This window comes from Halorubrum sp. AJ67 (genome assembly GCF_000513435.1).
The window spans coordinates 284,890-289,117 of record NZ_CBVY010000003.1; the positions used below are offsets into that span (position 1 = coordinate 284,890).

Genomic DNA, 4,228 nt, shown 5'->3' on the forward strand with positions numbered 1-4,228 from the left:
CCGCCGACTGCTCTTCGTCGGCCGGTTCGTGGGCCTCCTCGGCGACCGGTTCCTCCGCTTCTTCGTCTATCGCTTCGTCGACTTCCTCAGCGACCTCCTCGTCCGCCTCTTCTGCGACCGCTTCGTCTGCCTCTTCTGCGACCGCTTCGTCCGCCTCGTCGGCGGCGTCCGCGTCGGATTCGGTCTCCGTCTCGTCTTCGTCCGCAGATCCGAGCGGTGCGCCCTCGTGCGGGGTGACGGCGGCCGTCCCGTCCTCGGCGACCGACCGGGGTTCGGGAGTGCCAGGTTCCGCGTCGACGGATTCCTCGGCGTCGACTCCGGGCTCTCCGGCGTCGGCGTCCGCCTCGTCATCGCCGGGCTCAGCGTCGGCATCCGGTTCGTCGGCCGCAGACGGCTCAGCGGCCTCCGCTGCGGGGTCTTCCGGCAGCAGGTCCTCGTCTTCCGCCATGCCGGGGAGCGTCGCGCGGTCGCCCGAGAGCACCTCTCTGACCGCGTCCGTGTCGCCAGCGCCGAGGACATCTTCGATCTCCTCGCCGACGGGCACGTGTTCGATGACCGGCGTCCCGAGGAAGCCGTCGAGGTCGGGGTCCTCGTCGCGGATCCCGAACACCGTTTCGACGGTCTCGTCGGGGTCTATCACCCGCTCGAACTCTACCCGGTGGTCTTTGTACGCCGTCCAGTTCTCGCTTTCGTACTCCGGGTGGAACCCCACTCGGTCCATCGGAAACGACTCCGGGATCCGGTCGACGATACGCACCCGTACGGGGTCCTCGCGGTGTGAAGAGAGGGTGTACCTAACCGCGGGCACGGGGAACGCGTCGTCCGTGAAGGATTTCTCGACGCGGATACCGTCCTCGTCGACGGTCGTGGCCGCCTCCGCCGTCCGTTCGCTCATACCCGCACGGTCCCGGAGCAGGGGCTTAAATTCCACGGGCCGCGTTTCGTGGTTGATAACCAAAACGCCGCGAAAACGGCCGCTCGACTCCCGTTTACAGATCGATTCGGTCGCCGATCTCGACTATCTCCAGCCGGTTCGGCGACTCGTAGCTCCTGACGTGGTCGTGGAGCGCGGTCGGGTCGGCGGTCAGCCCCTTCCACATGTCCCAGTGTGTCGGCACCAACCGGTCGAGTCCGAGGTCGTTCGCGGCCGTCGCGATCTCGTTCTCGTCGCTGTACCACTTCGTGGGGACCGGTTCGCCGGTCTCTTTGTCCGGAATCGTGCCCTCGGAGCCGAACGCGAGGATGCCGAGGTCGATATCGAACCGCTCCGCGAGCCCGGTAAAGGAGTCGGACGGCTTGCTGTCGCCCGCGTGGAACACCGTTCCGGACTCGTGTTCGATCACATAGCCGACCGGATGCGTGGCGTCCGCGTCGTACGTTTCGACGACGTGAACCGTGAACTCGCCGATCCGCAGCTCGTCGCCCTCCCGAACCTCGGTAAAGGCGGCCTCGCTCACCGCGTACTCGTCTGTCCACCGCTCTTCCTCGCGTGCGACCGCGAGCGAGTCGTCGGGCGCGACGAGGTCGGCGTCCGTGTTCGCGAGGATCGGGGCCTGCGAGGGCCCGTGGACGTGGTCCGTGTGTTCGTGCGTGGCCAACACCGCGTCAGCGATGTCGACATCCGCGGGATCGAAGGGAATCGGGATCATCCGTACCGTCCGCGGCGGGTCACCGGTCCCGACGTACGGGTCGATCCAGAGGACGGTCCCCTCGCTCCCCTTGATCGCGAAGCCGTTACAGCCCAAGTACCACAGCGCCACCGTGTCGGGGTCGGCGTCGGCCACCGCGCGCGGCAGCCAGTCGCCCCAGTCGGAGTCGACCATGGGCGTCGCTGCGGGACCGGCGTGGGTAATTATTCCGGAGTTCGGCGGATCGGGATTATTTTGTCGGCCGCCGTACGACGCATTTCTGTCGCGACCGCAACGAGTAAACTGTATATCGCTATATTGAATCTGGGCTACGTCGCCCAGCCGAGTCAGCGTACGATTCCGCCGAAAACGAGACTGAGACGGCGTCTGCTCGGACGACAAGATACGACGAAAATTCGGGACGCGAACCGCGACTACCGCGTCGACAGCCGACCGGGCGTCCAGTCGACGCCGTCGAGTTCGCGGTGGGTGAACGGGAGCGCGTCCCCGCCGCTGTAGCTCGCGACGAGGTGGCCGTCGCCTTCGAGGTAGTACTTGTAGGTGGTGAGCCCCTCCAGCCCCACCGGGCCGCGGGCGTGGATCTTCCCGGTGGAGATTCCGACCTCCGCGCCGAGCCCGTACCGGTAGCCGTCCGCAAAGCGCGTCGACGCGTTGTGGAAGACGCTCGCGGCGTCGACGCCCGTCATGAACCGCTCGGCCGTCGCCGGGTCCTCGGTGAGGATCGATTCGGTGTGTTTCGAGCCGTGGTCGTTGACGTGTTCGATCGCGGCGAGCGCGTCGTCGACTACCCTGATCGACAGTTCGAGGTCACCGTACTCCGTATCCCAGTCGTCGGCGGTCGCGGGGTCGACGTCGACGACCTCGCGGGTCCGCTCGTCGCCCCGTAGCTCGACGCCGGCCGCCTCGTATCGCTCGACGAGGTCCGGGAGGAACTCGGCCGCGACCGACTCGTGGACGAGCAGCGTCTCGACCGCGTTACACACCGCAGGGTACTGGACCTTCGCGTCGAAGGCGACGTCCTCGGCGGTCTCCAGGTCGGCGTCCGCGTCGACGTACACGTGACAGATCCCCTCGGTGTGGCCTAACACCGGGATCTGGGTGTTCTCTTGGATGTAGGAGACGAACTCCGAGGAGCCGCGCGGCATGACCAAGTCGACCCGGTCGTCGAGTTCGAGCAGGCGGTCGACCTCCTCGTGGGCCTCGACGTGCGCCGCCCAGCCGTCGGGCAGGTCCGGCGTCGCCTCGACGATCGTCTCGTACAGGATCCGGTTCGACTCGCTCGCCTCGCTGCCGCCCTTGAGCACGACGGCGTTGCCGGACTTTAACGCGAGCGCCGCGATCTGGACCAAGGCGTCGGGCCGCGACTCGAACACCGTCGCGACGACGCCGATCGGCACCGCGACCCGGTACAGCTCCAGGTCTTCGTCGAGCTCGCGGGCCGCGAGCGTCTCGCCGAGCGGGTCGTCCTGTTCGGCGACCGACTCGACCATCGACGCGATCGACTCGACCTTCGTCTCGTCGAGCTTCAAGCGGTCGACGAGGGCCTGCGTGTACTCGCCGTCGGCGAGCATCGCCTCCGCCTCCTCGACGTCCTCGGCGTTGGCGTCGAGGATGTCGGTTTCGCGCTCGCGGATCGCGTCGGCGATAGACCGGAGCGCCTCGTCCCGGGTCGACTCGTCGGCGTTCGCGAGCCGGAGCGCGGCGCGTTCCGCTCGGCGGGCCAGTTCGTCGGTGTCGGCTTCGAGGTCGGTCTCCCCATCTGTCTCACTCATCGTCGTCACCAGTCTTGGGGACGAATAGCGTGCCCGTCGGCTTACCCGCTGCGATCCGCGCCAGCACGTCGCGCTCGGCGGAGCCGGCGATGATCGCGGGGATCCCGTGGCGGCTCACGTCGTGTGCGCCCTCGACTTTCGTGCGGATTCCGCCGAAGTCGGTCTCGGTACCGTCGCCGACGATCTCGCGGAGCCGGTCGTACCCGTCGTCGACCGCCTCGATCAGCGCCGCGTCCGCGTCCCGCTTCGGGTTCTCGGTGTAGACGCCGTCGACGTCGGTGAGCGTCACGAGCAGGTCGGCGTCGAGCCCCAGCGCGACCGACGCCGACAGCATGTCGTTGTCGCCGATCCGCAGCTCGTCGGTCGCCACCGCGTCGTTCTCGTTGACGACCGGGACGACCCCCCACGACAGCAGCGTCTCGACGGTGTTCGTGAAGTTGTCGAACCGGTCGGGCGCGTCGAGGTCGGTTCCGGTCACGAGGATCTGCGCGACGTCCTGGTCGAACCGCTCGAAGCTCTGCGTGTAGTGCCGTATCAGGAGCCCCTGTCCGACCGTCGAGAGGGCCTGATTCTCGACGATCGAGTCGACGTCGTCACGCGACTCCGGGCCGGCGTCGAGCCGTCCCGTCCCGGCCCCGACCGCCCCCGACGAGACCAACACGACCTCGGTTCCGCGCTCGCGGAGGTCCATCACGTCGGCGACGAGCTTGTCGAGTTTCACGCGGTCGAGCCGCGACTCGTCGTCGGTCAGCGAGTTTGTCCCGGCCTTGACGATCACGCGGTCGGCCGCGGCCGCCAGGTCCCGGG

The 4,228-nt window shown here is 67.8% G+C and carries 3 protein-coding genes and 1 pseudogene; all 4 read right to left on the bottom strand.

Annotation, left to right across the window (positions count from 1 at the left end):
- Positions 1-895: pseudogene (locus BN903_RS04845) on the bottom strand (hypothetical protein); the annotation flags it as partial.
- Between the two features lie 94 nt (positions 896-989).
- Positions 990-1,823 (bottom strand): MBL fold metallo-hydrolase, encoded by an 834-nt coding sequence (locus BN903_RS04850; RefSeq protein WP_048076629.1) that lies wholly within the window; start codon positions 1,821-1,823, stop codon positions 990-992.
- Positions 1,824-2,062: 239 nt separating this feature from the next.
- Positions 2,063-3,421 (bottom strand): glutamate-5-semialdehyde dehydrogenase, encoded by a 1,359-nt coding sequence (locus tag BN903_RS04855; RefSeq protein ID WP_048076630.1) that lies wholly within the window; start codon positions 3,419-3,421, stop codon positions 2,063-2,065.
- On the bottom strand, positions 3,414-4,228 hold an 815-nt coding region (proB, locus tag BN903_RS04860; protein WP_079890582.1), incomplete at its 5' end, for a glutamate 5-kinase. The genes proB and BN903_RS04855, both read right to left, overlap by 8 nt.